Consider the following 25,412-nt stretch of genomic DNA (forward strand, 5'->3'; position numbering starts at 1 on the left):
CGGTAGTGCCGGCGGGTTGGCTGGCTTTTTGGCTTGCGGGATTGCTGGCGGGTTCGCTGGTGGTGTTGCTGGTGGTGGTGGTGGCCTGTGTGCCGGTGGTCGTGCTGGCTGACTGGCTGGCGAGTTCGCCAGCGGTCGTGTCGGCTGTTCCGCTCTCGGGTTCGCGTGCGGGTGGGATGGCGACAAGGCCAGCGTCTTCGATGGCGCTGAGGCTGTCCCGCGTGCTTGCTGGTCCGCTGTTTAGTCCGCTGGCTGGTTGGCGTGCGGCCTGGATGGCGTTTTGGATGTCGTCGCCGCCATCGTCTGTGCGGGCGGTAGTGCCGGCGGGTTGGCTGGCTTTTTGGCTTGCGGGATTGCTGGCGGGTTCGCTGGTGGTGTTGCTGGTGGTGGTGGTGGCCTGTGTGCCGGCGGTCGTGCTGGCTGACTGGCTGGCGAGTTCGCCAGCGGTCGTGTCGGCTGTTGGGGTGACCGTGTCGGCCGGGTCGCGTTCGGCGTCGCCCGCTCGCCGCAGGGTCTTGCTCCGGGCCTGGCTGAGCAGCTTGCTCATCACGCCACCTCCGAGATGTGGTTCAGGATCTTGACGCAGGCTTGCTGTAGCCTCGCTGCCTCGGGCGTCCCGGCCCCGGTGAACGGGACCCTGGCCGCCCGCGACTCCTGCCGCACCACGTACTTCGGTACGGCTGCCCCGTCGATCAGGCGGGGAACGTGCGGGCAGGTGACGGGGTCGGTGGGGGTCTTCTGGCAGTCGTCGCACCGTGCAGTGCTGTTCGCAGGCCATTCTTGGCCGAACTTTTCGTCGTATAGGTCGGTGATGCCCGTCTTGCGCCTGTCGACGATGTTGCGCAGCACGCCCACGATCGGGACCAGGGGCCGCCCGTTGGTGAGTCGGGATCGCCGGATCGACACGACCGCGTCGCGGACGCCGATGTAGCCGTCCTCTTCTAGCGTGCCGGGCAGCAGCGCGTGTGTGGCAGCCTGCACGGCTGCGGCGACGAGCTTTCCTCCAGGCCGTGGCGGAACGTCGATGAGCACCAGGTGGTACTTCTCGGCGACCCCCTCCAGCGCCAGCGCGAGGCGGTTCTCCATCCCCGGGGTCTGGTCCGATTCGCGATGGCCCAGCGCCCGCTCTGCGGCGAGCACGTGGATGTTGTCCGGCCAGTCCTCACCACTGGGCAGGATCGCCTGGGCAGCCAACCCGCGTGGGGAGACCGGTGCGGGGTCGTCTGGGTCGATGTAGAGCAGGTCGTTCACCGACCACTCCGGGGTGTCGATCCCGAGTTCGTTCGTGGCGGTCGCCCGAGGGTCGAGGTCGATGACCAGGACGGTCTTGCCGTTCTCGGCCATGACGGTGGCCAGAGCAACCACCAGCGCGGTCTTGCCGACCCCGCCCTTCTCGGAGAAGACGATCAGGACGATCGTCTCGGTGCGAGGATCCCAGCGCAGCTCAAAGTTGTCCACGCCAAGCTCGCGCAGCACGTCGTACACAGTCGTTGTCACATGACCCCCCAGGTTCAGGTACCGCTAGCGTCGCGGACAGCATTTCCGCTGGCGGAATCGCTGGCAACACGGCCCGCCGAGATGGTTGCGAATCGTTCACCCTGACCGAGAGAGTCCGGGGGCAAGCTGACCCGGACCGCAGGCGCCTCGGCGCCGAGGACCGGAAGCGGCGCGGCAGCACCTGCCCTTCACGCCGTTTTGGCTGATCACGGTGTCAATCCGGTCGTAGCGTCGAGGGGTGCTCGTGTTCGTCTCGCCGCCGGATTGGTGGGGGCAGGCGTGGCGGATCGAGATGTGGCGCTCGGGCACGGTCCGGGTGTTTCGGCTGGACGGGCATGAGGTGTCGTCGTCGCCGTTGAGCCGTCCGAGGACGGTCGCGGAGCTGGGGGAGTGGCTGGTGGAGCGACGCCTGGATCCGGACCAGCTACGGCAGGCGTAGCCGGCCCGCTAGTCCGCCAGGCTGCTGCGGTTGGCGAGCTACACCAGACCGGCCTCGACCAGCCGGCGGGCGTTGCGGGCCAGTGTCGGCTGGTGGAGCGCCGCCATGCGTAGCCGTTCGACGGCCTCGGCCAGGGCGTAGGCGTCGAACGGCCAGCGTGGCCACCACCGGTGCAGGATCGGCGTGACGGCGTCGACGACCATGTTCAGGGTGCTGTCGGCTGGCAGCCGGTTCAGTACGGCGGCAACGTCGTCGACCGTCTTGAGCGCGTCGCCCTCGTAGTCGCCCAGCGGCTGGCCGGTGCGCCGCCAGGCGGCGGCCAGCTCGACCACCGCCGCGGCGGCCGCGCGGACGCCGTCCGCCAGGTCGACGTCGCTCAGCGCGGCCAGCTCCCGCACGCTGGCGGCGGCCGTAGCAGGGTCGTACGCGCCACTCACCTGTCCGACAGTAGGTATTGGTCGAACGTCTGCCCAGCCCGGCCCCGTGCCGCTCCACCATCTGCCTTGTGCTTCCTAATTTAGGAAGCTAGGCTTTGGGTGAAGGTCAGGGGAGCCCCCCAAGACCCGTCTGGAGGGAGTCGGTCGTGGCGACCACCACCACCTATGGCAACTGGACCACCGTCGTCGACCGGTTCTCCGCCGGCTTCGAGCACGGCATCACCGAGGCGCTTGGCGACCACGGCGGGGACTTCGACATCGCGGCCATCGCCGCCGACTACCACCAGGCCATCAACGAGGCACTTCCGCCCGGTGTCACCCTGAACGGCGACGAGTTCTACGGCCCCGCGCACGCCGCCGACCAGCAGTTCGCCGGCTACCCGCACAACGAGCACGGCGAACTGGACATCAAGGCGATCATCGACTCCATCGACTTCTGGGCCATCGTCGCCAAGCACGACCCTGACGCCTGACCCTGCCCGTCACCTGCGGCCCCCGGGATCCCGGGGGCCGCAGCCGTTCCATCAGGAGACCAAGCATCGTGACTGTGATCCACACCGACCCGCCGGACATGCCCGAGGACGAGCGGATGACTGACGCCGAGTTCAAGGTCGTCCGCGAGTACCTCGGTGTCACCGGCGATTGGCTTGCCGGGTTTCTCGGCGTCACTCCCCGGACGTTGCGCCACTGGGAGACCGGGACCTACCTGATTCCTGATACCGCCCGCTTGGCGCTTGAGCGTCTGGAGCAGGAGGCCGGCGAGTTCGTCGGGGTACTCGTCGAGAAACTGAGGGATGCGCGAGACGTCGCGGTGGTCACCTACCGGACCGATGAGGACTTGCGCGCCGCCCATCCCGAGGTCGACCGGCCAGCCTCCTGGCACCGGGCCGTCATTGCTCGGGTGGCCCAGGAGGTGCCCAATCTGTCGATCGTCTACGCGCCCAAGGACGACCGGTGACCAACACCGCTATCGGACTTGCCCCCGGGGGACTGCGGCCGGCCGGATGGCACCGGCCGGCGGTGGCCCGGCCGCTGCACTCGATCTCCGACGTCGAGGTGGTACACGGATGACCCGGCTGTGGCGGCATCAGCGGCTGGCGGTGGCGGCCGCGTCGGACGTGCTCGCCGCCGGTGGCCGGGCGACGGTGGTCGCCGCGTGCGGCACCGGCAAGACCCTGGTCGGGGCGACGGCCGCCGGCCGGCTGGCCGGCCGGGGCCGGATCCTGGTGGTGGTGCCGACCTTGGACCTGCTGGCGCAGACCCTGGCCGTCTACCGGGACGAGCACGGGCCCGGCCGGCACCTGGTCGCGGTCTGCTCGGCTGCGGAAGCGGTCGGCGACCGGCACACGGTGGCGGTGACGACGTCGCCGGCGTCGCTGGCGGCGGTGCTGCGTGCCGACGAACCGGTGACGGTGCTGTGCACCTACGCGTCGCTGCCGGTGGTCGCGGCCGCGCACGCCGATCACGACCTGCGCCGGTGGGACGTGGTCGTCGTCGACGAGGCGCACCGGACGGCCGGCACGATCGGCAAGCCGTGGGCGCAGGTCCACCACGACGGGCAGATCCAGGCCGCCCGCCGGCTGTATCTGACCGCAACGCCGCGGGTCTATCTCGGCGACGACGACGCGGACCTGGTCTCGATGAACGACCCGGAGACCTTCGGCCCGGTCGTGCACCGGCTCGGGTTCGGCGAGGCGATCGCGGCCGGGCTGCTGGCCGACTACCGGGTCGTGGTCCCGGTGGTCACCGACGCCGAGGTGCACCGGCTGCTGCGGCCGGGGGCGGAGGCTGATCCGGCGCTGCTGGCGGTACAGGTGGCGACGCTGCGGGCCGCCGCCGCCTACGACCTGCGGCGGGTCATCACCTATCACACCCGGGTCGCGTCGGCGCGGGCGTTCGCCGAAACCCTGACCACCGCGTGGGACGCGGTCGACGAGCGTGGACCCGGCCGGCTGTGGGCGAGATGGATCGCCGGCGAGCAGACCGCCCGGCTACGGCGCGAACTGCTGGCCGATTTCGCCGCCGGCGACGACCAGCTCGCTGTGCTCGCCAACGCCCGGGTGCTGCGGGAGGGGATCGACGCCCCGGCCACCGACGGCGTGGTGTTCGCCGATCCGTTCGGCTCGGTGATCGACACCGTGCAGGCGGTCGGCCGGGCGCTGCGGACCGGCGGCCGCACCGACAAGGTCGCCACGATCGTCGTGCCGGTCTTCGTCGGCCCCGACGAGCAGGCCGAGGCGATCCTGGACGCGTCGGCGTACCAGCCGCTGTGGCGCACGCTGCGGGCGCTGCGCGCCCACGACGATCGGCTGAACGACTGGCTGCTACGCACTCGCCCCCGTTCCATCCCCGACGGAGACGGCCCCCGGTCGGCGGACCTGTCCTGGCTGCGGCTGCTCGGCGTCGACGAGCCGGACGACCTCGCCCTGGCCATCACCGTCCGCACCGTCGGCGCCCGCAGCGTCGAGTGGCGCACCGGGTACGCCGCCGCCCGCCGATGGCACGTCGTCCACGGCAGTCTCAACCCGCCCCAGGACTACGTCGCCCCGGGCGGGTTCCGACTGGGATCCTGGGTGGACTGGCAGCGGTGGCTCAACAACCGCGGCAGCCTGCCCCCAGCACGGGCCGAGGCCCTGGAAACGCTCGGGATCGTCTGGTCGCCCCGCCGAAGCCAGTGGGAGCAAGGATTCGCCGCAGCGGCGGCCTGGGCGGCCGAGCACGGTCACCTCGCCGTACCCGTCGGCGAGGTCGCCAGCGGGATCCGACTCGGGGTATGGCTGCGTAACCAGCGCAGCCGCCTCGATGAGGTGCCCGCCGAGCGGCGGACCCGGCTGGCCGCCCTCGACCCGCTCTGGCACCTGCCGTTCGGGCTGGCCTGGCACCGCGGTCTCGCCGAGGCCCGCGCCTTCCGCGCCGCGAACGGGCACCTGGACGTCAAGCGGACCCACGTCACCTCCTCCGGGCACCGGCTCGGGGAGTGGCTGCACACCCAACGCCAGGCCCGCGACGACCTGACCGCCGAGCAGCGCGACCTGCTCGACGCGATCGGCATGAACTGGCAGATGCTGTCACCGCACGAGCAGACCTGGCGCGAGCACCTACGCGCCGCCACCGTATGGCACGCCGAGTACGGGCACTTGGAGGTGCCGCAGAAGCACGTGACCGGCGACGGGATCCGGCTCGGCGTCTGGATCAACAACCTTCGCCGTCGGGCCGCCACCCTGTCGCCCGACCGCCGGCAGGCCCTCGACCGGCTCGGGATGCGCTGGTCGGGGCCGCCCGTGCCCGCGCCACCCGTGCCCGCGCAGCGCGGGCCGGCGCCACAGGTGAGGTTCCAGCCGCCGGCCGGTTGACCGAAAACGGCGCCGCCACCAGGTCGGTGGCGGCGCCGTTTCCACGGAATCGGCGTCTACGTTCGCCGTCGAAGACGCTGGTCGAGCAGGTACAGGTCGGGCAGCCGGGCGGTGAGGACCGGCGTCTGCGACGAGCGACGGAAGGCGGGCAGGCTGAACGCCACCCACCACAGGGCGGCGATCGCGGCCGCGGCCGGGCGGCCGGTGCCGGTGGTGGCGTCGTAGACCATCGCCACGGTCGCCGCCCCGAACAGGGTCCAGCCGATCCGGGCGCCGACCGCCCGGGTACAGGCCAGCAGGAAGAAGACGACGCCGGTCGCGGCCCAGGTCCACCACAGGGTGTCGCCGCCGACGGGCAGCCCGCCGGCATGCTGGCCAGTCCACTCCCGAACCGGGTCGAGCACGACAGTCACACCGGCCCAGTCGCGCAGCCAGCCGGCGCCGCCGGCGACGCCCGAGCGGGCGAACTCGAGCACCCAGCCGCCGATCGGGATGACGACCAGGGCCAGCAGCAGCAGCGCGAGCAGGATCGCCGCGGCGGTCAGCATCGGGGCGCCCCACGGCGGTGGCCACTCGTCTTCGTCGGCGCGGTGGCGGTGGAAGCGGTGCCACTGGTGGCGGCCCCACTTGTCGAGCATGGTGCGCCAGTCGCCGTCGTCGGTGTCGACGATCGGCTCGTCGACCTGTTCGGCGTGGTCTTTCGTTGTGGTCACCGGTCGTCCTCGTCCTCGTCGCGGGGGTCGTCGACGGCCACCGGCTTGCCCAGCCTGGCGGCCTCCAGTTGCTGCCGGGTCAGGACGGTGCCGGCCGGCCATTTGCGCTGTAGCAGCGTCAGCAGTCCTTTCGGGGCGCCCTGGAGGCTGGCCGGGGCTGCGGCGTTGATGTCGTCGAGCAGCCGGTCGACCAGCCGGGACAGGCTGGCGGGCCCGGAGCCGCTGTAGCCCCAACTGGTGCCGTAGTAGGGGTCCTGCGGCGCCGGCCACAGGGTGCCGTCGGCGGTTCGGATCCAGATCGGTCCGTCGAGCACGAGCTGGTGCAGCGGGGTGGTGGCCGGCAGGCGTTGCGGCACGGCGGCGCGGATCATCCCGTCGGTGGTTCGTACGGCGGGCACCCCGGTCTGCGGGTCGACCAGGACGGCGGCAAGGCCGTCGGGGTCCAGTACCTCAACTGCGGCGGTGCGTTTGCCGGGCTCCAGCCGGGCGCCCCACTCCATCGCCCACCGGCTGCTGGCCGCGAACTCTGCGACCCGGCTGTATGGCAGGTCCTTGCCCGAGTTCCAGCGCCGCGCGGCGCGGACGCAGCGGGCGGCGAGCTGGTCGTCGCGGTCGAGCAGTTCCAGCCAGCCGGCCCGGCGCACCGTCTCGTCGACGTCGCCGGCGTCAGGGACCGGCAGCGGCCGGGCCGCGACCACGACCTCGTCGTCACCGAGGTCGGTGTCGTCGAGCAGCTCCAGGTCGTGGGCGGCGCTGTCGGCGGCCTGCCGGTACGCCACCCGGGCCAGGTGGACCAGCGTCCGGGCGGTCGGGGCGGCCTGCTCATAGGTGGCCGCCATTGCCAGCAGCGCCTCGGTGTCCAGATCGGCGGTGGCCAGCGTCGTCACCGGTGCGTCGCCGGGCCGCCACGCCGACAGCAGCCGGTGTTGGCGCATCTGCACCGGCCACCACGGCAGCGGCTGGTCGAGCACCCGGGACAGCGTCTTCCACGACACCGGGTACGTGCGCCCGGGAATCCCCGGCAGGACCCCGGTCAGCTCCGGACCGTCCATCCACAGGCCGGTGACCGCGATCGTCGCCGCGTCCCCGGGCAACGGCGACGGCGGCCCGACCGGCGGCCCGTCGACGTCGTCCAGCGGCCACAGCACACTGACCCGGCCACGGCTGGTGTGCCAGCGCATCACCACCAGGCCGTCGTCGGCCACCGCCCTGCCGTACACCGCCCGGAAGTGGTGCCGGTTCGGCGTCCAGGCCGTCACCGGCACCCGGTCGACGAGCTGCCCGCCCTTGTGCGCCAGCGCCCACGCGTAGACGTCGTCCGGCGACCACCACGGCGTGCCGTCCTCGATCCCGGTCGGCGTCAACCCCCGGTACCGGTGCCACCACCACGCGGTCAGCCGCGGCTCGCCCAGCAATTCCGCGACCGCGCCGAGTCCCAGCCGGCGCGACTCCCCAGGTCTACTACCCACTCCACACCCCTCCGTGACATGCCGATCGCTGATCGTCACTGTGCCAGAGGTGTCCGACATGGACATACCCCGCGACGACCTCGCCGACCGGACTGGCGGAGGTCTGTGGAGCCGGTGCAGGAAGGGGCACAAATAAGAACCACGGACCGTAGTCACTGATGGTGACGCCTGCGAGGTTTCGTTTCCGTCCCCAGGTGCCACGCCTGAGTCCAGTGACGTTCGTCACACACCGGGTTTGTCCAGCACGAACGCCCCCACGCGCGCGGGGATCTGGTGCACGTCCGCCGCGCATGAGGATGGTTCGCGTTCCGTTCGATATTGCGGAGCGTGATATCGACTCGGGAGAATCTGTTGACGTCGGCCCGGTAAACTGTCGCTGCCGGTACGACCCTGGTCGCCGCCCGAACCGCATCGATGGCTGACGAGGTCCGGTCCGCAACGGGGTGGGCGTGTACAACGGCTCCAAAATGCCGCTCGCCCGAAGTCGGGGCCGTCCGGAAAGTCGGATCCCGTAGCCGTACAACTGTCCTACCCGGCCCGCGGTGACGGTCCTACTTGTACGTAGCTTCCGGCCCGGCCAGGCCCGCGTGTGGCGACTCGCTCTGTGCGTGGTCCACCCCGGGGCCAGAGCCAGTAGAGTTGCTTCCCGACGGAAGACCCCGCCGGCCCTGCCGCCCGGGCCAGGCTCCCAGCCTCTCGATGTCCATCACGAGGAAGGGGGCTGAGGTAGCCCCCGGAGCGCAGGGAGAAAGGGTTGTCCGTCGAACGGCAGTGCCCCAAGGGGTGTCGGCGTGCCCGGCACAGGACCACCGGCCGGTGGCGACAGGTCGGCGAGGTGACCTACCTCGTCATCCGGATCGCCATCGTGATCGTCCAGGTGGTACTCGCTGCAAATGGAAGTGGCCCCGCCTAAGCGGAGCCACCACGGGAGGCGTCCCGCCTGCAAGCTGGCAGGCGTGGGCGGGGCGTTCTCCTTCACTGGGGGACACGCATGATACGCCATGTGAGCATGGCGTAGGTGTCCGAATTCCCGGCACCAGTTTGGCACACCGCATTCCGGCCCTGCCAGCTAACGCGCGACAGACCACCGTTCGGCGCAGGACTTTGCACCGGTCCGTCGAGTTCGACCTGGGGAATCCACCAACCGTCAACGCCGCGGTGGCGAGAAGCCGTCACCGGTGACGGTCAACGAACGCCGCCAGTTCAAGGTCTCGACCACCTTGCCCGGCGCAGCCAGGTCCTCACCGCCAGGGCCGCGCCGTCCTGATGCGCCGTCCAGATCAGCGCGCTGCAGCCGGTGTAGGCGATCTTCGGGGTGTCCGGTGCCGCGTGCTTGGCTCGCGTCACCTCGGCGACCTGTTCGGCGGCCACGACCACGTCAGCCGACCCGATACCCGGGGCGATCTCGTCGTTCGACCAGGTCGTCGCGGGCGCCGTCGGCCACCGCCGCGGCGACGAACGCGTCGACGCGACCGTACTTGACCGCAGTCGTGTGACCGTCCCAGGCGGTGGGGTGGGCCGGCAGGTGCCAGGACACCTGACCGACGTCGGGCAGCTCGATGTAGACCACGACCGGTCGGGGATCGGTCGGGTCGTAGCCGACGCCGGCCGGGATCCCGGCCTGGTGCGCCAGTCTGAGCGAGGCCCAGATCAGCGCGTTGCGTCGGGCGTATGCGGCGGTGATCTCGGGGGTGTCCGGGCCGGTATGGCCGTGCCGGGACGGGTCGCTGGCCGCGATGTCCGCCAGTGTGGCCGCGAGCTGGGTCCAGGCGTCGGTGGTGGACATGTGTAGTTCCTCCCTACTCGCTGGCGGTCTTGGCGAGGGCGTGAACGGATGCGGTGGTGACGCCGCCGGCCGGGCCGGGAGACAGGCGCCCGGCTGCGACGAGCTTGCCGATGTACTGCTTGCTCACGCCGGTCATCGCGCCAGCGACGGCATACGAGACGACCTCGGCGCGGGGGTGGCCGATCGTGCGGGCGACGGCCCGCCCGAGCGGGGTGCGCCACCACTCGGTGGGCGGGTCGACGGTCGGCCACAGCACGTCGACCAGGTGCCTGGCGACCCGTTCGGCGTAGTAGCCGTCGGTGTCGAGCTGCGCCGCCCACGCCGCCGCGCACGCGGGCAGCTTCGCCGCGGTGGGCGGGGCGGCCGGGCCGAGCAGCCCGTCGAGGGCGGCGACGACGCGCCCTACCTCGGTACGGATCTGCTCGGCCAGCGTGGTGGCGTGGTCAGCCACGACCCGCCACCAGGTCGTCTGCGGTGACGGTGACGACGTCGTCGGTGCCCGGTGCGTAGTCCCAGGCCAGCCACAGGTCACCCTCGCGGTAGACCCCGGGCTCCACCTCGCTGCCGGTCCGGGCCTCGTCGGCCCGGTCCTGGTCGGTCTCCCCGGCGGCGAGCGGTTCGGCCAGCCGGTCGAGGGCGGCCGCGAGGTCGTCGCGCAGCCGCTGTTCGAGCCGGGCCCGCCCGTCCGCGCGCTTGCCCCGCGTCACCTCGGCGAGCTGTTCGGCGGCCGCGACCACGTCAGCCGGACCGATCCCCGGCACGATCTCGTCGTCCGAGTCCGGCTTGCTGGTGCCGGTGACCTCGTCCCAGTCGACGGTCAGCCACTCTCCGCAGCCGTGCTGCTTGTCGTGCTCCTGTAGTTGCCCGCCCGCCTCGCCCAGGTTCAGTCCGACCGGGCAGTCGCTGTTCATCTGCACTGCCTGGCCACAGCTTGGGCACCGGTCGTACGGCCGGTCCGCCCACACCACAACACGGGCGACGTACACGCCGCGGACGTCCCGGCCGCCAAGCACTCGCGCGTAGATGCCCTTCGGCAGCCGCAGTTCGGTCAGATCCACTTCCACACCTCCGGTTGACGATTGCCGTCAACCTACCGCAGGTTGACGATTGCCGTCAACCTGCGGTAGGTCGCCGCTGGGCCCTGTTCGTTATACGAACGTTCTACGATGGGGGCATGGGTTACGACTGGCTGCCCGAGGCGCTGGCCGCGTTGTCCGGGGTCGAGCCGTACGAGGTGGCGCAGGTCCTCGGGGCGCCACGGCGGCTGCCGCTGGCCGCCACCAGCGGCGGCCTGTGGTTCGTGGCGGTGATGGGCCGCACTCGGACCGGTCGACCGCTGGTTGTCGCGGTCCGCAAGGTCGACGACTTCGACCAGCAGATCATCGGGGCCCGGGAGATGACCGCCGAGGAGCTCAAGCGGTTCGAGACATGGGAGGAGGCCGGCGCATGAGCGACGGAAACAACGAAGTGGTACGGGCGGCGGCAGCGTTCGCCGCCGGACAGGTCGAGTACGACGACACCGCCCAGGTCGAGCTGCCACCGACCCCGGACACCGAACCGATGGTGGTGCGGGCTTTGCGCATGCCGCCGGAGTTGGACCGGCGGGTCGAGCAGGCGGCCCAGGCCGCCGGCGTGACGCAGTCCGCCCTGATTCGCGAGTTCATCGAACTCGGCCTCACCGAACTGGCGCAGGACGCCACGGTGTCCGTGGCCGCGATCCGCCGCGCGGTCGCGCACGCCATCCAGTCTGACCGTCACCAGGCCGACCGGCCTGCCGCCTGACCCCACGCGGAGCCCTGCCGCCCAAGCGGCCCGCTCCGGACGCCCCGCCGATTCCGTGTGATCGGCGGGGCGTCGGCGTAAGTCCCGAGGTGGGACCCGCCGGTCGGCGTGCCCAACCGGGCACCGTTCCCCGGCAGCGGCAGCCCGCGAAAAGCGTCCACAATTCAAATTCAAGCCCCCCCTTGAATTTCGGGCTAGAGATTGAATACTGTGTTGGCTATGACGTTGACGGTGCAGGTCACAGGGCAGACAGCGGCCGGGCGTCGCTGGGAACTGATCGATCAGAAGACCAGCTACGCCGGCCAGCCTCTCTACCTGATCCGCCTCGACGGTCAGGAGAGTTGGGCCGGCCCCGACATCGCCCGCGAGATCCGCATGCAGGTCGACCCGGAGTGGGCCGCCCGGCAGCGGGAGATCGCCCGGAAGCAGGCGGAGGAGCAGGCCGCCGCCGAGCGGGCCCGGCAGGCGAACGAACGCCGGCGGTCCGAGTGCGAGCGGGACGGCCGTCGCGTATTCGTGCGGTACGGGTTCGCGCGCAGCGGCTACCGATCGGTCAACCGCCGGGACGACCGGCTCGAAGCCGGCCTGTCCGTCTACCCGGCCTGGATCATGCCCGACGGCGCGGTCGTGCTCGACATGCGCGGCATCGACTTCGTCAGCTTCCTGTTCGGCGCGTTCCGGGAGCGGCAGATGTACGTGGCCATGGGCCGGCCGACGCCGGTCGGCACCGGCAGCGACGGCGAGCCGCTGCTCGGCCGCTTCGCACTCAAGAAGATCAACGACGACAACACGGAGTACGTCTACTGATGACCGACCCCCACCTCGACCCGGACCGCCGGCACGACGTCGTCTTCCTGTTCGACGTCACCGACGGAAACCCCAACGGCGATCCGGACGGCAACAACGCCCCCCGCACCGACGACGAGACCGGCCACGGCCTGGTCACCGACGTCGCCATCAAGCGCAAGATCCGCGACACGATCCCCGTTCTCTACCCCGACGAGCCCGGCTACTCGATCTTCGTGGAGGCTGGGATCGCGTTGAACACCCGCTTCGCGCAGGCGATCGCGCGAGCCGGCGCGGCCACGGACCCGGCCGCCCAGGTCGCCGCGATGTACTACGACGCCCGGATGTTCGGGGCGGTGCTCACCCAGGGGCCGGGCAAGCCGGCGGCGCAGATCCGCGGCCCCGTCCAGGTGACGTTCTCGCGCAGCATTGACCCCGTCATGCCGGTCGACCACGCCATCACCCGCGTCACCCAGAGCCGCCAGGCCGACATCGACAAGGGGGAGCGGACCGAGCTGGGCCAGAAGTGGACCATCCCGTACGGCCTGTACCGCGGCAACCTGTTCTACTCCCCGTCCCGGGCGACGAAGACCGGCGTCACCACCGACGACCTGGCCGCGCTGTGGCGAACCATGCAACTGATCTTCGAGCTGGACCGGACCGCGACCCGAGGCGTGATGGCGCTGTGCGGCCTGTACGTCTTCTCCCACCGTGACCGGTACGGCGTCGCGCCGTGGAAGACCCTCGACGCCCTGGTCTCCATCCCCGGCCGGCAGCCCGACGGCCCGCCCGCCCGCCGGCACACCGACTACCAGTGCACGGTCGACGACACCCGCCTACCGGACGGCGTGGACCTCACCGTTCTTGCCCACGCCTGGAACTGAAGGGACACACCATGAGCGACACCCTCGGCTACGGTGCCGAACCCGACGACGTCGCCGGCCTCTTCCAGATGCTTTGCGGCGACCTGCTCGACGAGACCGACGACCTCGTCCTGTACACGGCGTTGACCCGTGAGCAGGTCCTGGTCCAGGCCCTCGTCTCCTACATCCGGGCACGTCGCGGAGAGCTGGTCGCCAAGATGGTCAAGCAGCAACGCGACGCCGCCACCAACGCCGGCGAACCGATTACCGTCATTGAGGCACGCAACCGAGTCGCCACCACCACCGGCCTCGGTACCCACCAGCGGGTTGCGCAACTCAGCCAGGCCCGATAGCAGCACCCCCCAGAACGGCCCCGCACCCTGACCAGGGTGCGGGGCCGGCCGCCATCAAGGGTAACCCTTGATGGCGGGGATATCAAGGGTTACCCTTGACGTATTGCAGGTGCAACCCAAGGAGTCACCAATGCCCAAGTTCAACCAACTCACCAAACGCGAGCAGCAGCACGCCCGCCAACTCACCGAACAAGCCTGGGCCGCCGGCCTCACCGACGCCACCGTCTCCCAGGTCGCCCAAGACCTAGACGGCTGGGAGACGCGAATCCGCGAAGCGCAGTCCGCCAAATGACCACCCGCGCTGACCTCCCCGCAAACCCCGCCGCCGCCCACGCGGCGGTGCTCGATCTTCTCGACGAGAACCGACGCGAAGGACAGCAGCTTCGCGCGGTTCGCGCCGCCATCCTCCGCGAACTCGCCGCCACCAACGGCGGCGACATCCGCGCCACCGCCCAACAAGCCGGAGTCTCCGACATGGCCTTGCGGGAAACCCTCGTCGCCGACCTTGTTCGTACCATCCACGCCGCGACCGCCACGGCCGGCATCAGTCGCAACGATTACAAGATCGACGCCGGCAGCAAAGCGCACCCCGCCAGGGTCACGCTCGCACTCACCGGGGACGCGCCCGACGAGGGCGACGACGACATCGACCCGTACACCGGCAACCGCCCGCGGCCAGGCGTCGACTCAGCCCGCATCGGACGCATGAACGAGGCCAGCAATATCCTGACCGCCCTCAACAAGGCCGGCCTTGAAAGCGCCGACGCCGATGGCTTCGTCCTCGACGTCGGCAACGCCGGTCCCATCTGGGCGCTCGCCCAGCACAAGCCGGTCACCGTCACCTGGAAGGCGTGACGTCGCCTCCTTCGGCCGCTGCGCGCAGCGGAGTTCGACGCAGCCGGCCCCGGCCGGCGCCCAGACTCGACGATGGCTGCATCGTCCGGCGGGGAGCGGACCCTCACCACCGTCGACGCCCCGCCCGATTCCGTGTGATCGGCCGGGGCGTCGGCATCTCCAGTGGCGCTATGCCGGCGGCAGCCCGTAGCCCGCCGCGATGTGCAGGAGCAAGGCGGTGACGACCGGCTGCCCGGCCGCCATGAGGTAGTCCACGGCACGGCCGATCCCGGCGGTGACGCGGCCGGTATCCGGCTGCGCCTGCTGGACCTCGTGGTGCACCGCTTCGAGCTGGGTGCGGGCGCCGGTCCTGGTCTCGTCGGCCAGCGGCAGCCTGTCGAGGGCGGCGAGCAGGGTCTGCACGAGGTTGGCCACGCCGGCTGGGTCGATGCCCGTGGTAGTGGTGTTCAGGGTGGCCCCGGGGCTGGCGATCGCCATCGCGCCGTTGTTTTGGACGATTGACTCGAAGTTGTTGACGGTGTGCCCGCGCCGCTGGCCCTGCTGGCCCGCCACCACATCTCCTTCGTACTGTTCGACGCAGTCCCGGCCGTCGCTGGTCAGCTTCACCCGCACCGGGCCCGCCGTCTGGCCGGTCATGATGCCCTCGATGAGCTTCTGCTCGCACAGGTACAGGGCCGCCTGGTCGATGTCGTGCTCGGTCAGCCGGTCGCCGAGGTAGACCGCCTCGGCGCTGTGCAGTACGTCCATCGTGTCCGGCCAGTCCACCCCGTTGACGTGCTGCTGGTACATCCACCGCAACAGCACGGTCCGCGTCGTCTTCGCCCGCCGGGCCGGATCCTTGACCTTGCGGCGGTGCTGCTCCGCCAACGCCCGGCCGGTGGCCGTGAGCCTCGCGGCCGGTCCGTCACTCGACGAGAAACTTCTCACCCAGTCCCGGGCCGCGCATATCCTGACCAGCTCGAACGCGTGTTCCTCGTCTGCCTGGTACGCGCTGACGTCGACGGCCTCGCGGGGCCGCGTCGGCTGGTCGTCGATCCAGGCCAAGAAGGCCGGGAGTTCCTCTTGCAGATCCACTTGGTGTCCAAACAGGTCCGGCTCGATGTGCCGAGCCCTTGTGCAGTGCACGGTAACCGCGTGAGGGGCTAGCGTCCCGGGCCTTCGCTGTCGGACGCCGACGTGTCCCTCGGCTGGCCGACCTACATCACACCTTGCACCCTAGGGTCTTGTAGTCACTTTGACCCTAGGGTAGCGTTTCGATTGGGGATGGTGCCGGATTCGCAGCCATCACCCACCAGCCCAGCCTCCGGTGTCGACCACCCTGCGGCGTGGGCTCCGACCTGAGAGGAGTTCCCCCGGTGACCACCAGCACGTCCTACGGCGGCAAGTACGGCGACGCCACCCAGCGCGACGGCATCCTCGAGTACGTCGCTGGCGACAGCACCCTGACCGGGCACGAGCGGAACGTGCTCGCCGACCGGCTGTTCACCGTGCTGCGTGCCGAACTCGACGCCCTACTGCCAGAGGGGGTGACCTGGCAGCCGGACACCGCAGAGTTCGTGCACCCAGTCGACGCGACACTGCCGGCCGGTGACGAGATGGACGACCTCTTCGCCCAGGCGTGGCAGGCCGTCGAGGCACGGTACGAGGTGGTCGAGCGGGAGATGTTCGGTGACCTGCCGGCCACGGTCGAGGACCTGGAGGCCGCGCTGAAGGCGATCGGAGACCCGATCCGGCGGGCCCGGGTCGCCACCCTGCTGGTCGACGCGGGCATGCGGCAGATGGCCGGCCTGGTACGCGCGGAGGCGGTCCACGCGGCGAGGGGACAGGGCCTGAGTCGACCGGAGATCGCGGAACAGCTCAACACCGGCGTCGCGGCGGTCAGCAAGCTCGCATCCGAGCACAGGGCCAGGCTGCGCGAGATGACCCCCGACCGTGCCCGGCTGGAGCATGCCAAAGAGCGGGTGGACGCGCTGATCGACGACCCGTTCGGCGGGCAGATCCTGCGCGACCTGGTGCCACGCGGACACAAGATCACCACCGCGCTGGGGGAGGAGCGTGCCGAAGACGCCATCCGGCGCTGCATGAGTGACAGCGCTCTGCCGACCGTCATGGCCGTCGACGAGCAGGGGCAGCAAGAGCTGACCCTGCTGTTGGTGGATCAGCCCGAGCCCGGAAAGGTCACCCTGACCCGGCCGGGAGACTGGCGCCCCGTCGCCGTCGCCGTCGCCGATGACGCGGCCGCGACGCTGTCCGAGCTGATCGAGGCGATGCGGGCTGCGCACCGCGACCCGGAAGCCGACTGACCGCCATCACTCAGCATTGCTACCCTAGGGTCTTGATTCGACTTTGACCCTAGGGTAGTGTTCTGGGTGTTGGGGAAGTCCTCAGCGGACATTGAAAACTGAACAGGGAGGCCAGCATGGCCCTTGGCGACACTGTCATGTCGTCGTCGAAGCGCTCGTATCACGTCGATATTCAGCACCCGGGCCGGAACGAGTGGAACCAGATCCACGGCTTGGCCTGGGAGACCACCAAGGACCTCGAAGAGGCCCGGCAGTACGCGAAGCGGGTCGCGGTGGACCACCCCGGTAGCCAGGTTCGGATCATCCTGAACATCGCCATCAGGCACTACAACTTCAGCACCGGCAAGTGGAAGACGATGGTCTTCGACCCCCGGGTTGTCATCTGACGCGGCGGCCCGTACCCGAGATCCGGGTACGGGCCGCCGCTTCGTGTTCAGGCCGCGGCGTTACCCACCCCGGCCGCCCAGCTCCCAATCGCGGAAAGTTTGAAACCTTATGTGCGAGCGATAGCCGGCCTACTGGCTAAGATCCGGGCATGAGAGTGGTCAACGTGCGCTGTCCGAAGCCGATGGCGAGGGAGCTGGGTGTCGGTGTGGCCGCAGCCCGCGCTGCCGAGCGGAGCTGGTTGGAGGAGCGACGTGAACAGGTGCGCCTGCGGGTGCTCGACGAGGACCTGTCGGCCGCGAAACGGCGGGTGCTGCTCGGCGAGTTGAATGCCGAGTTCTACCGGCTGCGGGCCGCCGGGGTGTTGGTGGGCACCAGGACCGCGTTCGTGCTGCCTGCGTTGCGGTCAGTGCTGCAGACCAAGGGCTGGACTGTGCGTCGGTGGAGGCCCGTGCCGCGGCAGCCGGCCGGCCGGCCGTGGGGAACCCACGACCAGGGCTTCGACGCCCGGGTCGCGCTGCACCTCCCCGACGACGTCGCCGAACTACTGGTCCGGGCCTGCTACTGGGTCTCGAAGCCGGCCGTGGACAAGCTCCAAGCCTGGTACGACCTGCACGGCGACCACTGGCGCGGCCGGCTGCACGACCCGGACGCCCGATGGATCGGCGCCGGCCCCAGTCACTCCGACCTGTCGGAACGCGACCGGCTGGCCGCGCAGGTCGTGACGACCGGCATGGTGCTGCGCGAGGCGATCAGAGCCTCCCTCGAAGTCAATAAGGTTGAAACCTAACCGCCTATTAGATGCGCTCTGACCTGCGGTTTTATGCTGCAAGAATGCTTGACCGCCGCTCCGGTGGGATCTACTGTGGTCGGTATGTTGCAGATCAGAGTGGAGGGTGACCCGGCCGAGGCCGACGCGCTGCTGGAAAGGCTCGCGGCAGCCGGGGTCGAGGTGCAGCGGTCGACCACCAAGGACCGTGGCGGGTTCGTGCACGTCTACGCGATGGCGCGGATGCCGGACTGGCAGCCGGCATCGGCCGGCCCGGTGCGGGTGCCGTCGACCGTGGGCCGGGCCGTCGCTGTACGGGACGATCGCGGCCTGCGGCGGCGCCGGTGACCACCGAGACGACCGAAGAAGTAGTCGGCTACGGGCCGCACCAACTCGCCGACCGGCTCGGCCTGTACCGCGGCGAGATGGAACGGGCCCACGAGCACGGCCTGGTCCCGGATCCGGATCTGGAAGACGGTCGCTGGTCCGAGGCCACCGCGGCGGCGATCGCCAAACGGGTAGCCGAGCTGCGTGCCGAACTCGACGCCGAGCAGGCCCTCGGCGCCGCCCGGTGCGCCCGACACCTCGCCGACCGCACCGGGCTGAAGGTCCGGGACGTCGACATCACCACCGCCGTTGACGCCGGGCTGCTGGCGGCCGCCGGCGAGTACAAGGGGTACACCCTCTACCGGCTCGGCGACGTCGACGCCCTCGTCGACGACCCGCGGGTCGCCCGCATCGTCGCCGACCGGCAGGAGTGGCTGGCCGCCAGCGTGTCCGAGTGGGACGCCGCCGCGAGGCTTGCCTGGCGTCACGAGCGGTGGGTCGCCGACGCGGCCGCCGCCGGCGTGACGGCGGGCCCGCTCGGCCGGTACGCGGTCGCCGACCTCGACCGGCTCGCCGCCGACGACGAGTTCGTCGCCGGCCGGCTACTCGGGCCGAACCAGGCCGCCGAGCACCTGGATGTACGCCGCACCGACTTCGACTACGCGGTCGCGGCCGGGTGGCTAGCCGCCGCCACCTACCTTGAGGTGCCGGTCGGCCGCCGCAGCACCGTCACCGTCCCGTTCTACCGGCAGGGCGACGTCGACGCGGTGCGCGAGGTACCCGGCGTCGACTGGCACGCGGTCCGCGAGACACCGCCCGGCAGGCCGTCACCGCTGCGCGAGTACGTCCGCAAACCCCCGTCCCGGGCGCAGGTCCTGCGCCGGATCGCCGCCGACATCGGCGCCCGCTTCCGGGTCGAGACCTGGCTGTACTGGACCGGCTGGCACTGGGAGCTGGACTGGGAAACCATCCCCGGCGGCCCGACCCGCGAGCAGATCATCGAGGCGATCGACGCCGACCCGGTCGCCGCCCAGTACCGCAGTGACCTTGTGGTGGCCACCGCCGCCGGTGCCGCCGTCAACTGGGCCCGCGCGATGCTCGAACCCGGCGCCGCAGTCATCGTCGACACCGAGACCGCCGACCTGCACGGCGCGATCATCGAGATCGCCGCCGTCGACGCCCACACCGGCAAGACCCTGCTCAATACCCTCGTGCACCCCGGCCCCGACCAGCCGATCCAGCCCGGCGCGGCCGCCGTCCACGGACTGTCCGACTCGGACCTCGCCGGAGCACCGACCTGGGACAAGGTGCTGCCCCGGCTCAAGCGGGTCACCAAGAACCGGCAGATCCTGGCCTACAACGCCGACTACGACCAGGGCGTCGTGCTGGCCGACACCGCCGCCGCCGGCCGACGCCCCGGCCACCTCGCCGAACCCGACCGGTGGGGCTGCGTCATGCTCGCCCGCTCCGACTGGGAGCGCACCTCGCGGTGGCAGCGCCTCGGCGCCGGCCACCGCGCCCTGGGCGACGCCCAGGCCGCCCGCCAGGTCCTGCTCTCGATGACAGCCCCGGCCCACCGGTCTGCGTCGACCTGGCGCTGAATCCGCCGGCCTGCGTACGCTGGCCGAGCAGGGAGTCGCAGGTCGCCCGCCCCACTTGGGGTATCAGAGCTGCCGAACCGGGGCACCCGAACGGGCGCCCCGGTTTGTTGCACAACAGCGCGTGGCTGGTCAGCCGCCCTGACCGCCCGTGCCGGCACCCACGATCGGCAGGGACTGCTGAACATACGCCGACCCACCCAACACCTTCCTCGTGGCGGTCAGGGGATCATCGCCCGCCACAACCAGCAGCAGCACGTCGACGTGGCAGGGGCCGGTGCCGGGCCGGCACCAGCACGCCAGGTCCGCGCCGGCCAGCTCGCGACGCGCGGCCGCCACGGCGTCCGGCTGCCGGTCCAGCTCCTGGCCGTACGCCAGCACCGCCCCGGCCCGATCGTGGTCGACCTGGCACACGCGACAGAGACCGACCCGGTGCCGGTTGGCGTACCGGCTGGCCCGCAGCCCGGGGGCACCCCGGCCGACGTAGACCGCTCCGTCGGGGACACGCCCGTGGTAGAGGTCGCCTAGCACCCGCACGCGGCGCCCCCGCCTCACCGGCTGATACATGGGTTCCTCCCAGTCAGGTGGTGGCGTACTGGACGGTGATGGCCCGGCCGGCCGGCAGGATCACGGTGACGTGCCGGTCGTCGTCGACGGTGAGCACCACCCCGTCCACGACGGCCCGCCGGCCGGCGGGGGTGTCCTCCACGGGCACATCGCCGCCGGCGACGACCGAGGTGGCCACCGTACGGACGGGCCAGGCGTCACCCCGCCTGCCCCACGGCGCGGCCGGGGTGGGCTGGCCGATCAGGTGCGCCCAGGTCGTCGACGGCGTCCCGGTGAAGATCACCTTGTTCTCGGCGTCACGGCTGTGGCCGGTGATGTCGTACGCCGCCACGACGACGTTCTCGAATACGCCCAGCACGACGTCGCCGAACTCGCCGATCTTCTCGTCGCTGATCGGCCAGCGGCCGAGTACGGCGTCGGCCGGGGTCATGCGTTTCTGCTCGACGAGCGGCCAGGTCTTGTTGACGTGCACAGCGAACACGCGGTCTCCATCCAGATCATCGGGCCATCAGTAGCGCAGATGAAGGCTAACACTGATCACCGTATTAGTGCACAGATGAAGTTTTGGAGCATCCTTTGATGGTTGCAACTCTTCTCGGAAGTTCGTAGAGTCGTCGTAGGTGCACCGGCCTCGCGGTGACAGGCCCCCTTCCTGGCCTCCTGCGGGAGCTGTGGCCGGCATACCTGCTCGTGCCCATCTCCCTGCTACGTCTCGGATCGGAGTCCTGCATGGACCAAGCCGACAAAACGCCTCTCGCGGGAAGGAGAGCGATGACCGACGACCGCGCCACCACCAGCCCCGTCCGCTGGTCCGACTCGGACCTCGCCACGATCAGGGCCGCCCTGAACGGTGGCGTGCTGCCGGCCACGGTGCGGCTGTCCGACAGCGGCACCGCGCTGGTCTTCAGCCCGGACGAGGTGGCCGGGCCGGCCGGCGGCATCACCTGCACCACCGCCGCCGTCGACCACCGGCACCGGCCGGGCACGCGTGTCACGACCGGCACTGACGTGCTTCTCGGGCCGGCTGGCTGGCATGGTGTCACCGCCTGCGGCCAGGCCGCCGCCATGGACCAGGTCGAGCTGGACCTGTGGTATGCCGAGCGGAGGGTTGCCCCGCCGTGGCGGCGACGGATCGACGACCTGCCCGACTGCGACCGGTGCTTCCCCTGCCTCGGCCCGGCGGCGTACACCAGCGTCGACCGGCCGGAGCAGGTCACGACCTTGGCACACATCTGGCGCTCGTCCCGCACTCCTGACGCGGCCTGGTCGCTCGGGCTCGGGTTCGACGACCACCTCGCCACCCTGACCCCGGCCCCCGAGCCACCCCTCGACCAGGCCGACGCGGCCCTCGCCGCCGCCGGCCTGCGCCGCACCACCGACTGGCAGCCCCACTTCCCGCGCGGGAGTTGGGGCTGGCGTACCGCGATCGTGATGGAAGGAGAACAGTGACCGACGACCGACCGACCGTCACCAATCCCGAGGTGGCGATGGGAGCGTGATTACCTCGCAGATCGTCGTGCAAGACCTGGCCGACCCCAACGAGGTGTTCGCCGCCGCTCGCGCTGTTGCCGGCGCCACGACCTGGCGCCGGTCGACCTTCGGCAATGTGCACATGCTGCAAACCACCACCAGGCAGGCCCCGCTGACCAGCGTGCACTACGCGGCCGGAGGGGGCTGGTACCCGGCCGACGCCGAGGACGACGCCCCCACCGGCTACGTCCTGGTCGGCTTCGGCACCGCCGCCCTCGCCCCGGCCACCGACCGGGCCGTCCACGAACGCCTGATCCAGGGCCTCGGCGACTGGCTCTCTGCCCGGAACCTGCGGTGGTCCTGGCAGTACGAGGACGAGGTCTGGGTTGCCGGACACTACGACCGGCCCACCCGCCCGCAGTAGCCTGCACTGATATCGAGAGGAGCCATCATGGGCGACCCCGGAACCCCCGAGACCACGCCGGACGGAATCCCGATCGTCATCGACGCTGAGGGATCCGAGATTCTGTACTGCCTGCCGACGGAGTTCGTCCCGATCGTCTCCGACGAGGCGCCCGGGCCCGTACGGGCCGGCAAGAGCAACATCGTCAGCCTGCTCTTGGCCGGCATCGAGCTTCGGCAGGCCGAGGTCTACGACGACCCCCGGCAGAAGGCCCTCCGCGAGGGCAACACGGTCATCGTCGACGAGTGCCCCGCCGTCGCTACCTATCTCCGATCCGCCACCGACGACCCGCAGGCTCCGCCCGTGCAGTGACCGGGGCGTTTCCACGGAATCGGCCACCGACCAGCCACGGCCCCGCACCTTGGAGGTGCGGGGCCGTGGTGCTGTCGGGCTCTACTCGAACGCGGCCTCGACCGTGGCGGCCAACTCCGCGGCCCCGGCCCGGAAGTAGCGGGCGGTCGTCTCCGCGCGGGCATGGCCGAGCAGAGCCTGGATCTGGGCGGGGTCGGCCCCGGCCTGCCGCAACCGGGTGGCGAAGGTGTGCCGGAGCCGGTGCGGGCGCAGGCCCTGCACGCCGGCGGCGGCGCCGACGGCCAGGACGACCTGGGTGATGCCGGAGGCGGTCAGCGGCCCGCGCTGCCCGGCCCACAGCGGACCGGGGTCAGTACTGCGGATCCGGATCCACGCCGCGATCCGCTCCCGGGCGACCGCCGGGATCGGTACGTCGCGGACCTCGTCGCCCTTGCCGTGCAGGCGGACGCTGCCGGTGCGGGCGGTGATAGCCACGTCGTCGATGTCGAGCCGGGCGGCCTCGTCGACCCGGGCCCCGCAGTACAGCAGTAGGGCGATGATCGCCGCGTCGCGTACGCCGCGGCGGGTCGCGGCCCGCTCGACCGCGTTCTGCTCGGACTGTTCCAGCGCATCGGGTTCGCCGGGCCGGGGCACCTGGGCCCGTTTGACCTGGATGTGCAGGCCGGCCCGTTCGTAGAGCAGGTCGACGGCGGCCAGGGCCTGGTTGACCGTGGCCGGGCTGGCCTTGCGGCGTAGCAGGTGCCGGCGCCAGGCGGTGACGGCGGCCTCGGCGCCGACGACGTCGACGAACGCGTCTGGGTGCTGGGCGGTGTGGGCGTTGAGCCAGGCCACGTACGCACTGGTCTGCCTGTGGTACGCCCGCACCGTGTTCGGCGCGAGCTTGCACCGGTCCAGGTAGCGGCCGACTGCCTCCAGCGCCCGGCCGGCGGCCGCCGGGCCCTCGGTGGCCGGACGTAGCGCGATGACCTTCGCGGTCACTGCGGATCTCCGTAAGGCCGGTGCAGCCGGGCCCGGACGTCATCGAGGTAGTCGTGGTGGACCCGGCGTACGTAGTCACGGCGTCTGTCGTCGGCGTGCAGGAACGGTCCGGGCTGGTACAACCGGCAGGTCGGGCAGACGACCTCGTCGGCCTCGGCCGGACAAGCGAACGTGGTGCCGCAGCCTGGCCGGGCGCAGGTGCGTACGGCGTCGCGGGCGAAGAACGCCGCGCTGGTCACCGTGTACCGGTGCCCGGCCGGGGCGCAGGTCAGCCGGATCTCCCCGGACAGGTCCGCGTCGCCGCCAGCGGTCAGCGGGTAGTCGGCGCTGCCGGCGGCCGCCACGACCCCGCAGGTCGGGCAACGGGTGTAGACGGTGTCGAAGTCCGGGCGTCCGTCGACGACGTCGAACCGGCCCCCGCCGTCGTCAACGGGGCTCACGACAGGATCCCCGCGGCCCTCAGCCGGGCCCGCCGCTGGCGAGCCTCCACACTGACGGCGTGGCGGTCGCACCCGCAGCGGCCGAATGTCGGGTCGTCGTACTCTTCGCCGGCGTTGGCGGCCTCGATCGACGCCTGCGACCGGGCGCCGCCGAAGTGGCAGCGGCCCTCGACGCAGTCGCCGCAGGTCGCGTCCAGCTCCAGCCAGTTCAGCGCTTCGAGCAGCGCGGCGCGCTTTGGTGCGTAGTTGCTGGCTTCGGGGTGCTCGACGACAGCGGTCAGCGCGTCGATGGCCTCGTACGTCTTGGCGTCGAAGTCGTCGAGTTGTACCCAGCGCCTTTCGAGGTGTGCCGGCGCTGGCGGCGTGTCGACCAGGATGAGTTCGTACTGCCCGACCGCGTCGGTCAGATGGCCGGGGTCGAACACGTTGACGACGGCGCGGGTCTTGCCGTCGCCGCCACGGGTCGTCAGTGGCGGCGTAGCGTCGGTCCCGTCCGCCCTGGTCGGATCGTCACTCACGGGCTCTCCCTCTTATCCGCTGAGTTTTCGCCGGCTTAGCGCCCTTGCCCTGCCGACGTTATCCACTGAGATCCTACGGGTTCTCAGTGGATAACGGTACTTATCCGCTGAGTGTGCGAGATGTCGCGACGGCCGGTCTCACCCGCCCCTCTCGCTTGCTTGTCACGCAGATCTGCTTGACATGGTTCCGATGTCACGCAATGCTGTGTGACACGAGGGGGCGCCGCCTCCCAGCGCTCGGAAGGACCCGCCATGATCGAACCCCGGCTTACCGCCACGCTCGACGTCTACGAGGCCGCCCTCTGGATCTTCGACAGCGAGCAGGCCATCGAGGACAACAAGGCCATCGACGGCACCACGATGGAGCCCTGGGGAGAGGACGAGGTGGACAACGACCGCGCCGACGCCGAGCTGACGCGCCAGGGGTACCGCCGCGTCGGCGACTGGGTCGAGACCGGCGAGATGCAGTGGCGCTGCGACGTGGTCCACCTGTGACCACCTCCGAGATGGCCGGCGCTCAGCTCGTCGACGAGCTGAGCGCCGTCGCCACGCAGCTAGCCGCCATCCTCGGCGCCGACCTCGTCGAGCTGCTCACCGTCCGGGCCGAGCAGGCCGCCGACCGACTGATCGGCGAACTCGAGGATGGCGCCGACGTGGACACTGTCGCCCTCGACATCCTGAACGCGCTGTGGCCCCACGGCGACCCCGATCTGTCCTGGTGGCGTACCCCGCTCGGCCTTGCCATAGCCCCGTCATGGGCGGCGCGGCAGCCTGGCGGATGGACCCACAGTCAAGCCGCTGAGGTACTCGGAGTCACCCGCGACACGGTCGGAACCCTCGTGCGCCGCGGCACCCTGGGCCGCGCCGAGGACGGCAGCGTCGCGATCGCCGACGTGATCGCCCGCCTGGTCCGGCTTTCCCGGCAGCGCTGACCTCGTGCACGACGAGCC

The 25,412-nt window shown here is 70.9% G+C and carries 35 protein-coding genes and 1 pseudogene; 21 read left to right on the plus strand and 15 right to left on the minus strand.

Annotation, left to right across the window (positions count from 1 at the left end; genetic code table 11):
* Both AB0I42_RS26765 and AB0I42_RS26770 read right to left on the minus strand, forming a co-directional pair.
* A pseudogene (locus AB0I42_RS26765) lies at positions 1 to 547 on the minus strand (hypothetical protein); the annotation flags it as partial.
* Positions 547 to 1,485, minus strand: coding sequence for a ParA family protein (locus AB0I42_RS26770; RefSeq protein WP_357541272.1), 939 nt, complete (start codon positions 1,483 to 1,485; stop codon positions 547 to 549). The pseudogene AB0I42_RS26765 and the gene AB0I42_RS26770, both read right to left, overlap by 1 nt.
* A 250-nt stretch (positions 1,486 to 1,735) precedes the next feature.
* Between AB0I42_RS26770 and AB0I42_RS26775 the strand changes: the two genes are divergently transcribed.
* Positions 1,736 to 1,936 carry a hypothetical protein gene (locus AB0I42_RS26775; protein WP_357541274.1) on the plus strand — a complete coding sequence of 67 codons (201 nt, stop codon included), beginning with the start codon at positions 1,736 to 1,738 and terminating at the stop codon, positions 1,934 to 1,936.
* 38 nt (positions 1,937 to 1,974) lie between these two features.
* Here the strand turns inward: AB0I42_RS26775 and AB0I42_RS26780 are convergent, their stop codons facing one another.
* The gene (locus tag AB0I42_RS26780; RefSeq protein WP_357541276.1) at positions 1,975 to 2,373 is read right to left on the minus strand and encodes a hypothetical protein; all 399 of its coding nucleotides are present in this window, start codon (positions 2,371 to 2,373) and stop codon (positions 1,975 to 1,977) included.
* 146 nt (positions 2,374 to 2,519) lie between these two features.
* On the opposite strand from AB0I42_RS26780, the gene AB0I42_RS26785 reads away from it, so the two are divergent.
* From AB0I42_RS26785 to AB0I42_RS26795, 3 genes are all read left to right on the plus strand, one after another.
* Positions 2,520 to 2,846, plus strand: a complete 327-nt coding sequence (locus tag AB0I42_RS26785) for a hypothetical protein (RefSeq protein WP_357541278.1) — start codon at positions 2,520 to 2,522, stop codon at positions 2,844 to 2,846.
* Positions 2,847 to 2,920: 74 nt separating this feature from the next.
* A complete protein-coding gene (locus AB0I42_RS26790) occupies positions 2,921 to 3,331 on the plus strand; it encodes a transcriptional regulator (protein ID WP_357541280.1) in 411 nt (136 codons plus the stop codon).
* Between the two features lie 109 nt (positions 3,332 to 3,440).
* Positions 3,441 to 5,726, plus strand: a complete 2,286-nt coding sequence (locus AB0I42_RS26795; RefSeq protein WP_357541282.1) for a Helicase associated domain protein — start codon at positions 3,441 to 3,443, stop codon at positions 5,724 to 5,726.
* A 56-nt stretch (positions 5,727 to 5,782) separates the two neighbouring features.
* Here AB0I42_RS26795 and AB0I42_RS26800 read toward each other — a convergent pair whose 3' ends face one another.
* The 6 genes from AB0I42_RS26800 to AB0I42_RS26825 all read right to left on the minus strand — a co-directional run bounded on the left by AB0I42_RS26800 (position 5,783) and on the right by AB0I42_RS26825 (position 10,752).
* Positions 5,783 to 6,439, minus strand: a complete 657-nt coding sequence (locus AB0I42_RS26800; protein WP_357541284.1) for a hypothetical protein — start codon at positions 6,437 to 6,439, stop codon at positions 5,783 to 5,785.
* Positions 6,436 to 7,908 (minus strand): hypothetical protein, encoded by a 1,473-nt coding sequence (locus tag AB0I42_RS26805; protein WP_357541286.1) that lies wholly within the window; start codon positions 7,906 to 7,908, stop codon positions 6,436 to 6,438. Before AB0I42_RS26805 ends, AB0I42_RS26800 begins: the two co-directional genes overlap by 4 nt.
* Positions 7,909 to 9,111: 1,203 nt before the next feature.
* Positions 9,112 to 9,279 carry a hypothetical protein gene (locus tag AB0I42_RS26810; RefSeq protein ID WP_357541288.1) on the minus strand — a complete coding sequence of 56 codons (168 nt, stop codon included), beginning with the start codon at positions 9,277 to 9,279 and terminating at the stop codon, positions 9,112 to 9,114.
* A 7-nt stretch (positions 9,280 to 9,286) separates the two neighbouring features.
* Complete coding sequence (locus AB0I42_RS26815) at positions 9,287 to 9,694, minus strand: hypothetical protein (RefSeq protein WP_357541289.1); 408 nt, start codon at positions 9,692 to 9,694, stop codon at positions 9,287 to 9,289.
* 13 nt (positions 9,695 to 9,707) lie between these two features.
* Positions 9,708 to 10,145 carry a hypothetical protein gene (locus AB0I42_RS26820; protein WP_357541291.1) on the minus strand — a complete coding sequence of 146 codons (438 nt, stop codon included), beginning with the start codon at positions 10,143 to 10,145 and terminating at the stop codon, positions 9,708 to 9,710.
* The gene (locus tag AB0I42_RS26825) at positions 10,138 to 10,752 is read right to left on the minus strand and encodes a hypothetical protein (protein WP_357541293.1); all 615 of its coding nucleotides are present in this window, start codon (positions 10,750 to 10,752) and stop codon (positions 10,138 to 10,140) included. The genes AB0I42_RS26820 and AB0I42_RS26825 overlap by 8 nt, the downstream gene beginning before the upstream one ends.
* Positions 10,753 to 10,868: 116 nt before the next feature.
* Between AB0I42_RS26825 and AB0I42_RS26830 the strand changes: the two genes are divergently transcribed.
* The 7 genes from AB0I42_RS26830 (at position 10,869) to AB0I42_RS26860 (ending at position 14,333) form a co-directional block, all read left to right on the plus strand.
* Positions 10,869 to 11,144: a hypothetical protein gene (locus tag AB0I42_RS26830; protein ID WP_357541295.1), complete on the plus strand. Its 276-nt coding sequence runs from the start codon at positions 10,869 to 10,871 to the stop codon at positions 11,142 to 11,144.
* On the plus strand, positions 11,141 to 11,476 hold the full coding sequence (locus tag AB0I42_RS26835) for a ribbon-helix-helix protein, CopG family (RefSeq protein ID WP_357541297.1): 336 nt from the start codon (positions 11,141 to 11,143) through the stop codon (positions 11,474 to 11,476). Before AB0I42_RS26830 ends, AB0I42_RS26835 begins: the two co-directional genes overlap by 4 nt.
* A 219-nt stretch (positions 11,477 to 11,695) precedes the next feature.
* Entirely contained in the window at positions 11,696 to 12,283 is a 588-nt protein-coding gene (locus tag AB0I42_RS26840) for a hypothetical protein (RefSeq protein WP_357541299.1), read from the plus strand.
* Positions 12,283 to 13,146, plus strand: coding sequence for a type I-C CRISPR-associated protein Cas7/Csd2 (gene cas7c / locus AB0I42_RS26845; RefSeq protein WP_357541301.1), 864 nt, complete (start codon positions 12,283 to 12,285; stop codon positions 13,144 to 13,146). The genes AB0I42_RS26840 and cas7c overlap by 1 nt, the downstream gene beginning before the upstream one ends.
* Positions 13,147 to 13,157: 11 nt before the next feature.
* A complete protein-coding gene (locus AB0I42_RS26850) occupies positions 13,158 to 13,478 on the plus strand; it encodes a hypothetical protein (RefSeq protein WP_357541303.1) in 321 nt (106 codons plus the stop codon).
* A 130-nt stretch (positions 13,479 to 13,608) separates the two neighbouring features.
* A complete protein-coding gene (locus tag AB0I42_RS26855; protein WP_357541305.1) occupies positions 13,609 to 13,770 on the plus strand; it encodes a hypothetical protein in 162 nt (53 codons plus the stop codon).
* A complete protein-coding gene (locus AB0I42_RS26860; protein WP_357541307.1) occupies positions 13,767 to 14,333 on the plus strand; it encodes a hypothetical protein in 567 nt (188 codons plus the stop codon). Before AB0I42_RS26855 ends, AB0I42_RS26860 begins: the two co-directional genes overlap by 4 nt.
* Positions 14,334 to 14,501: 168 nt before the next feature.
* Here the strand turns inward: AB0I42_RS26860 and AB0I42_RS26865 are convergent, their stop codons facing one another.
* The gene (locus tag AB0I42_RS26865) at positions 14,502 to 15,407 is read right to left on the minus strand and encodes a hypothetical protein (protein WP_357541309.1); all 906 of its coding nucleotides are present in this window, start codon (positions 15,405 to 15,407) and stop codon (positions 14,502 to 14,504) included.
* 281 nt (positions 15,408 to 15,688) lie between these two features.
* Between AB0I42_RS26865 and AB0I42_RS26870 the strand changes: the two genes are divergently transcribed.
* The 5 genes from AB0I42_RS26870 to AB0I42_RS26890 all read left to right on the plus strand — a co-directional run bounded on the left by AB0I42_RS26870 (position 15,689) and on the right by AB0I42_RS26890 (position 19,717).
* Positions 15,689 to 16,636 carry a hypothetical protein gene (locus AB0I42_RS26870; protein WP_357541311.1) on the plus strand — a complete coding sequence of 316 codons (948 nt, stop codon included), beginning with the start codon at positions 15,689 to 15,691 and terminating at the stop codon, positions 16,634 to 16,636.
* Between the two features lie 116 nt (positions 16,637 to 16,752).
* Positions 16,753 to 17,022, plus strand: coding sequence for a hypothetical protein (locus AB0I42_RS26875; RefSeq protein ID WP_357541313.1), 270 nt, complete (start codon positions 16,753 to 16,755; stop codon positions 17,020 to 17,022).
* Positions 17,023 to 17,171: 149 nt separating this feature from the next.
* Positions 17,172 to 17,810, plus strand: coding sequence for a hypothetical protein (locus AB0I42_RS26880; RefSeq protein WP_357541315.1), 639 nt, complete (start codon positions 17,172 to 17,174; stop codon positions 17,808 to 17,810).
* An 84-nt stretch (positions 17,811 to 17,894) separates the two neighbouring features.
* Complete coding sequence (locus AB0I42_RS26885) at positions 17,895 to 18,137, plus strand: hypothetical protein (RefSeq protein ID WP_357541317.1); 243 nt, start codon at positions 17,895 to 17,897, stop codon at positions 18,135 to 18,137.
* Entirely contained in the window at positions 18,134 to 19,717 is a 1,584-nt protein-coding gene (locus AB0I42_RS26890; RefSeq protein ID WP_357541319.1) for a 3'-5' exonuclease, read from the plus strand. Before AB0I42_RS26885 ends, AB0I42_RS26890 begins: the two co-directional genes overlap by 4 nt.
* 129 nt (positions 19,718 to 19,846) lie before the next feature.
* On the opposite strand, the gene AB0I42_RS26895 is transcribed toward AB0I42_RS26890, so the two are convergent.
* The gene (locus tag AB0I42_RS26895) at positions 19,847 to 20,251 is read right to left on the minus strand and encodes a DUF4326 domain-containing protein (RefSeq protein WP_357541321.1); all 405 of its coding nucleotides are present in this window, start codon (positions 20,249 to 20,251) and stop codon (positions 19,847 to 19,849) included.
* A gap of 43 nt (positions 20,252 to 20,294) precedes the next feature.
* On the minus strand, positions 20,295 to 20,762 hold the full coding sequence (locus AB0I42_RS26900; protein ID WP_357541323.1) for a hypothetical protein: 468 nt from the start codon (positions 20,760 to 20,762) through the stop codon (positions 20,295 to 20,297).
* Between the two features lie 290 nt (positions 20,763 to 21,052).
* On the opposite strand from AB0I42_RS26900, the gene AB0I42_RS26905 reads away from it, so the two are divergent.
* Genes AB0I42_RS26905 through AB0I42_RS26915 form a run of 3 tightly spaced genes read left to right on the plus strand, consistent with a single transcriptional unit; the run spans position 21,053 to position 22,526 of the window.
* Complete coding sequence (locus AB0I42_RS26905) at positions 21,053 to 21,730, plus strand: hypothetical protein (RefSeq protein ID WP_357541325.1); 678 nt, start codon at positions 21,053 to 21,055, stop codon at positions 21,728 to 21,730.
* Between the two features lie 46 nt (positions 21,731 to 21,776).
* Complete coding sequence (locus AB0I42_RS26910; protein ID WP_357541327.1) at positions 21,777 to 22,175, plus strand: hypothetical protein; 399 nt, start codon at positions 21,777 to 21,779, stop codon at positions 22,173 to 22,175.
* A 27-nt stretch (positions 22,176 to 22,202) separates the two neighbouring features.
* A complete protein-coding gene (locus AB0I42_RS26915; protein WP_357541329.1) occupies positions 22,203 to 22,526 on the plus strand; it encodes a hypothetical protein in 324 nt (107 codons plus the stop codon).
* Positions 22,527 to 22,607: 81 nt separating this feature from the next.
* On the opposite strand, the gene AB0I42_RS26920 is transcribed toward AB0I42_RS26915, so the two are convergent.
* Genes AB0I42_RS26920 through AB0I42_RS26930 form a run of 3 tightly spaced genes read right to left on the minus strand, consistent with a single transcriptional unit; the run spans position 22,608 to position 24,462 of the window.
* Positions 22,608 to 23,504, minus strand: a complete 897-nt coding sequence (locus AB0I42_RS26920) for a tyrosine-type recombinase/integrase (protein WP_357541331.1) — start codon at positions 23,502 to 23,504, stop codon at positions 22,608 to 22,610.
* On the minus strand, positions 23,501 to 23,944 hold the full coding sequence (locus tag AB0I42_RS26925) for a hypothetical protein (protein ID WP_357541333.1): 444 nt from the start codon (positions 23,942 to 23,944) through the stop codon (positions 23,501 to 23,503). The genes AB0I42_RS26920 and AB0I42_RS26925 overlap by 4 nt, the downstream gene beginning before the upstream one ends.
* Positions 23,941 to 24,462: a hypothetical protein gene (locus AB0I42_RS26930; RefSeq protein ID WP_357541335.1), complete on the minus strand. Its 522-nt coding sequence runs from the start codon at positions 24,460 to 24,462 to the stop codon at positions 23,941 to 23,943. The genes AB0I42_RS26925 and AB0I42_RS26930 overlap by 4 nt, the downstream gene beginning before the upstream one ends.
* A gap of 252 nt (positions 24,463 to 24,714) precedes the next feature.
* Here AB0I42_RS26930 and AB0I42_RS26935 point away from each other — a divergent pair, with 252 nt between their 5' ends.
* Positions 24,715 to 24,957: a hypothetical protein gene (locus tag AB0I42_RS26935; protein WP_357541337.1), complete on the plus strand. Its 243-nt coding sequence runs from the start codon at positions 24,715 to 24,717 to the stop codon at positions 24,955 to 24,957.
* Complete coding sequence (locus tag AB0I42_RS26940) at positions 24,954 to 25,394, plus strand: hypothetical protein (protein WP_357541339.1); 441 nt, start codon at positions 24,954 to 24,956, stop codon at positions 25,392 to 25,394. Before AB0I42_RS26935 ends, AB0I42_RS26940 begins: the two co-directional genes overlap by 4 nt.
* The last annotated feature ends 18 nt before the right edge of the window (positions 25,395 to 25,412 follow it).

Origin of the sequence: Polymorphospora sp. NPDC050346, assembly GCF_040655695.1 — a bacterium.
Classification (GTDB): domain Bacteria; phylum Actinomycetota; class Actinomycetes; order Mycobacteriales; family Micromonosporaceae; genus Polymorphospora; species Polymorphospora lycopeni.

Bases quoted from the DNA above. Each gene is read 5' to 3' on its own strand.
- AB0I42_RS26885 (WP_357541317.1), top strand. From the start codon at position 17,895: ATGTTGCAGATCAGAGTGGAGGGTGACCCGGCCGAGGCCGACGCGCTG.
- AB0I42_RS26915 (WP_357541329.1), top strand. From the start codon at position 22,203: ATGGGCGACCCCGGAACCCCCGAGACCACGCCGGACGGAATCCCGATC.
- AB0I42_RS26880 (WP_357541315.1), top strand. From the start codon at position 17,172: ATGAGAGTGGTCAACGTGCGCTGTCCGAAGCCGATGGCGAGGGAGCTG.
- AB0I42_RS26860 (WP_357541307.1), top strand. From the start codon at position 13,767: ATGACCACCCGCGCTGACCTCCCCGCAAACCCCGCCGCCGCCCACGCG.
- AB0I42_RS26855 (WP_357541305.1), top strand. From the start codon at position 13,609: ATGCCCAAGTTCAACCAACTCACCAAACGCGAGCAGCAGCACGCCCGC.
- AB0I42_RS26830 (WP_357541295.1), top strand. From the start codon at position 10,869: ATGGGTTACGACTGGCTGCCCGAGGCGCTGGCCGCGTTGTCCGGGGTC.
- AB0I42_RS26795 (WP_357541282.1), top strand. From the start codon at position 3,441: ATGACCCGGCTGTGGCGGCATCAGCGGCTGGCGGTGGCGGCCGCGTCG.
- AB0I42_RS26835 (WP_357541297.1), top strand. From the start codon at position 11,141: ATGAGCGACGGAAACAACGAAGTGGTACGGGCGGCGGCAGCGTTCGCC.
- cas7c (WP_357541301.1), top strand. From the start codon at position 12,283: ATGACCGACCCCCACCTCGACCCGGACCGCCGGCACGACGTCGTCTTC.
- AB0I42_RS26935 (WP_357541337.1), top strand. From the start codon at position 24,715: ATGATCGAACCCCGGCTTACCGCCACGCTCGACGTCTACGAGGCCGCC.
- AB0I42_RS26905 (WP_357541325.1), top strand. From the start codon at position 21,053: ATGACCGACGACCGCGCCACCACCAGCCCCGTCCGCTGGTCCGACTCG.
- AB0I42_RS26850 (WP_357541303.1), top strand. From the start codon at position 13,158: ATGAGCGACACCCTCGGCTACGGTGCCGAACCCGACGACGTCGCCGGC.
- AB0I42_RS26875 (WP_357541313.1), top strand. From the start codon at position 16,753: ATGGCCCTTGGCGACACTGTCATGTCGTCGTCGAAGCGCTCGTATCAC.
- AB0I42_RS26815 (WP_357541289.1), bottom strand. From the start codon at position 9,694: ATGTCCACCACCGACGCCTGGACCCAGCTCGCGGCCACACTGGCGGAC.
- AB0I42_RS26840 (WP_357541299.1), top strand. From the start codon at position 11,696: ATGACGTTGACGGTGCAGGTCACAGGGCAGACAGCGGCCGGGCGTCGC.